General features: G+C 40.2%; 3 protein-coding genes. All 3 read left to right on the top strand.

The features are described 5' to 3' along the window. The first annotated feature begins 233 nt into the window (after positions 1-233). The 3 genes from HHO47_RS18610 (at position 234) to HHO47_RS18620 (ending at position 3,864) form a co-directional block, all read left to right on the top strand. The gene (locus tag HHO47_RS18610) at positions 234-2,183 is read left to right on the top strand and encodes a polysaccharide biosynthesis protein (RefSeq protein WP_169021645.1); all 1,950 of its coding nucleotides are present in this window, start codon (positions 234-236) and stop codon (positions 2,181-2,183) included. A gap of 510 nt (positions 2,184-2,693) precedes the next feature. Beyond that, complete coding sequence (locus tag HHO47_RS18615; RefSeq protein WP_169021646.1) at positions 2,694-3,065, top strand: GxxExxY protein; 372 nt, start codon at positions 2,694-2,696, stop codon at positions 3,063-3,065. Between the two features lie 427 nt (positions 3,066-3,492). Beyond that, entirely contained in the window at positions 3,493-3,864 is a 372-nt protein-coding gene (locus tag HHO47_RS18620) for a GxxExxY protein (protein WP_169021646.1), read from the top strand. Positions 3,865-4,150: the final 286 nt, after the last annotated feature.

The following is a 4,150-nucleotide window of genomic DNA, read 5'->3' on the forward strand; positions in this document are numbered from 1 at the left end:
TGATAGCTGATAGCTGATAGCTGATAGCTGATAGCTGATAGCTGATAGCTGATAGCTGATAGCTGATAGCTGATAGCTGATAGCTGATAGCTGATAGCTGATAGCTGATAGCTGATAGCTGATAGCTGATAGCTCCCCCACTTTTTATAAGCTATAATTCATGAAATTTTAACAATTAAAGAGCTTAAATAGCTTTTTAATTTTGAATCAACAGTACAAAAAAGGAACTTGTTGTGGATAGTTACATCCGGTCTATTTTGAAAGCTTCTCGCGCTAAAAAGCGTGCTATCACCTTATTTATTGATTCACTTTTTATCGCTGCCGCATTTTGGCTTGCACTTATTGTGCGTTTAGACAGCCTCGCGCCATTTAGTGAGCTCGGTAATTGGCTGCTGTTAGCAATATTAATACCTACCGGTTTAATTGCATTTATCAATCTTGGGTTATATCGTGCTGTACTCAGGTACATGAATTCGCAGGCGCTTTGGGCTATTGTGCTTGGTACTGTTATTACCACAGTCGCATTGGTGCTGCTGTCGTTTTTTGTTGGTGTGAGCATACCGCGAACCATGCCATTTATTTTTGCTTGGTTATGTTTATTAACTGTGGGTGGCTCACGTATTTTAGTACGTGCGATGATAGGTAAAATGGCTACGGTGAATAAAGAGTCGGTTATTATTTATGGGGCAGGCTCTGCAGGTAGGCAATTAGCAACCGCACTCGGTGCGGGGCCTGAGTATTATGTACGCGCATTTATAGATGATGACGAAACTAAACAAGGCTCGATAATTCAAGGTATACCGGTAATTTGTTTTAAAGGTATTTATGAGCTTATTAATAAAGGTAAAGCCACTAAGGTATTGTTGGCATTACCCAGTGCCAGCCGCGCACGCCGTAAAGAAGTGTTAGCACAGCTTGAACCGCTTACTATTAAGGTACTTTCAATTCCTGGAATGGCTGATGTTGTTGAGGGTAAAGCTAAGCTCTCTGAGTTCAGAGATGTTGAAATTGAAGATTTATTAGGCCGAGACCCAGTTACCCCAAAATCAGAACTTATGGCTGCTAACATAACGGGTAAAACAGTAATGGTAAGTGGCGCAGGTGGCTCAATTGGGTCAGAATTATGTAGGCAAATTATTCGGCTACACCCTAAAAAATTGGTGCTGTTTGAAATTTCTGAGTTTGGTTTGTATTCTATTGAAAAAGAACTCAACGAATACATTACTAATAATCAACTTGAATTAGAATTGATACCAATCATGGGGTCGGTACAACGTATTAACCGGATTGAAACCGTAATGATGGCGTTTGGCGTACAAACGGTGTACCACGCTGCGGCCTATAAGCATGTACCTTTGGTTGAGCACAATGTAGTGGAGGGAGTACGTAATAATGTATTTGGCACTTACTACGCAGCGCAAGCTGCGGTAAATGCTAGGGTTGAAACTTTCGTATTAATATCTACAGATAAAGCAGTACGCCCAACCAATGTAATGGGCGCAACTAAGCGTATGGCTGAGCTGGTATTACAAGGTTTAGCGCAAACCAAGGGTAAAGAGCATCGTACACGTTTTTGCATGGTGCGTTTTGGTAATGTGCTTGGCTCATCTGGCTCAGTAGTGCCTTTATTTCGCCGGCAAATTAAAGAAGGTGGCCCACTTACCCTTACCCACCAAGATATCACCCGCTTTTTTATGACTATTCCAGAAGCCGCGCAATTGGTAATTCAGGCTGGCTCTATGGGTAAAGGTGGTGATGTATTTGTGCTCGATATGGGCGAATCGGTAAAAATAAAAGATTTAGCATCAAAAATGATCCGCCTATCTGGCTTTGAAGTGAAAGACAAAACTAACCCCCATGGTGACATCGAAATTTTATGCACCGGCCTTCGCCCTGGTGAAAAACTATATGAAGAGTTACTTATTGGCGATAACGTAGGCGAAACTACCCATGAGCGTATAATGACCGCGAGCGAAGTTATGCTACCGTTTGCTGAGCTAAATGTATTTTTAGAAGCGTTAGATATTGCGTGCCATAACTTTGACCACGAAACAATTCGCCAGTTATTACTTGATGCTCCAACAGGTTTTAACCCAACTGATGGTATTTGTGATTTGGTATGGAATGCTAAAAAGCTATTACCAGATGACGGTAAGCAAAAAGTAGTGAATATTAAGAGTTAGCGAGGGTAAAGGTTGGAAGTGATAGGTGCGAGGAAAGTGACTAGGTTCTAGGCCACAGAGATCACGAAGAGCACAGAGGAAAGGTTAAAGAATTAGGGGTTAGAGAAGTGACTAGGATTAAAGAGCTAATAGATTTATTTTTTGGTCTTAACTCGGTGTAGCGCGAAGCGCCTCGGTGGTAAAAATGGTTTTAAGTGATTTATTCACCACAGAGATCACGAAGAGCACAGAGAAAGTAATAGTGATAATTCATTTTATTTTTCTTCTCGGTGTAGCGCGAAGCGCCTCGGTGCCCTCGGTGGTAAAAATGGTTTTAAGTGATTTATTTACCCCCACAGAGAGCACAGAGTTCACAGAGGAAAGGTTAAAGAATTAGGGGTTAGAGAAGTGACTAGGCACTTGTTTTAAAATTGTCTTCTCGGTGTAGCGCGAAGCCTCTCGGTGCCCTCGGTGGTAAATACTGTTTAACTCACTACAGAGGCAAAGAGGAGAATAAAGTTAAGGAAAGCTATGGAAGCAGATTTTTTAACACAAAAAGTAATCGGTTGTGCTATTGAAGTTCATAGGCAGCTTGGGCCAGGCTTATTAGAGTCAAGTTATGAGAGTTGCCTAATATATGAACTGCAACAAATATGTATAAACGCTGTAAGTCAAGTTGAACTTCCTATCCGTTATAAAGAAATCAAGATAGATGCAGGGTACAGGTTAGATATATTAATTCCTGACCAACTTGTAATAGAATTGAAAGCTGTTGATAAGCTTGCACCGATTCATTCAGCTCAATTGATTACTTATTTAAAATTAAGTGGTATCAAAACCGGTTTGTTAATTAACTTTAATGTGACAAAATTAGTTGATGGTATTAAACGTATTAGTGTTTAGTAAAAATAAGTTTACCCATAAGAATAGTTAATTTTACTTGTATTTCCTCGGTGCAGCGCGAAGCGCCTCGGTGCCCTCGGTGGTAAAAGTGATTTATTCACCACAGAGAACACTGAGATCACAGAGGAAAAGGTTAAAGAATTAGGGGTTAGAGAAGTGACTAGGCACTAGTTTTAACGTTTTCTTCTCGGTGTAGCGCGAAGCGCCTCGGTGCCCTCGGTGGTAAAATTGTTTTAAGTGATTTATTTACCACAGAGAGCACAGAGTTCACAGAGGAAAGGTTAAAGAATTAGGGGTTAGAGAAGTGACTAGGCACTTGTTTTAAAATTGTCTTCTCGGTGTAGCGCGAAGCCTCTCGGTGCCCTCGGTGGTAAATACTGTTTAACTCACTACAGAGGCAAAGAGGAGAATAAAGTTAAGGAAAGCTATGGAAGCAGATTTTTTAACACAAAAAGTAATCGGTTGTGCTATTGAAGTTCATAGGCAGCTTGGGCCAGGCTTATTAGAGTCAAGTTATGAGAGTTGCCTAATATATGAACTGCAACAAATATGTATAAACGCTGTAAGTCAAGTTGAACTTCCTATCCGTTATAAAGAAATCAAGATAGATGCAGGGTACAGGTTAGATATATTAATTCCTGACCAACTTGTAATAGAATTGAAAGCTGTTGATAAGCTTGCACCGATTCATTCAGCTCAATTGATTACTTATTTAAAATTAAGTGGTATCAAAACCGGTTTGTTAATTAATTTTAATGTGACAAAATTAGTTGATGGTATTAAACGTATTAGTGTTTAGTAAAAATAAGTTTACCCAGAAGAATAGTTAATTTTACTTGTATTTCCTCGGTGCAGCGCGAAGCGCCTCGGTGCCCTCGGTGGTAAAAGTGATTTATTCACCACAGAGAACACTGAGATCATAGAGGAAAAGATTAAAGAATTAGAGGTTAGCGAAGTAACTAGGCACTTGTTTTAAAATTGTCTTCTCGGTGTAGCGCGAAGCGCCTCGGTGCCCTCGGTGGTAAAAATGGTTTTAAGTGATTTATTTATCGCCACAGAGAGCACAGAGTTCACAGAGGAAAGGT

Source organism: Pseudoalteromonas arctica (genome assembly GCF_012927645.1).
In the GTDB taxonomy this organism is placed as follows: domain Bacteria; phylum Pseudomonadota; class Gammaproteobacteria; order Enterobacterales; family Alteromonadaceae; genus Pseudoalteromonas; species Pseudoalteromonas arctica_A.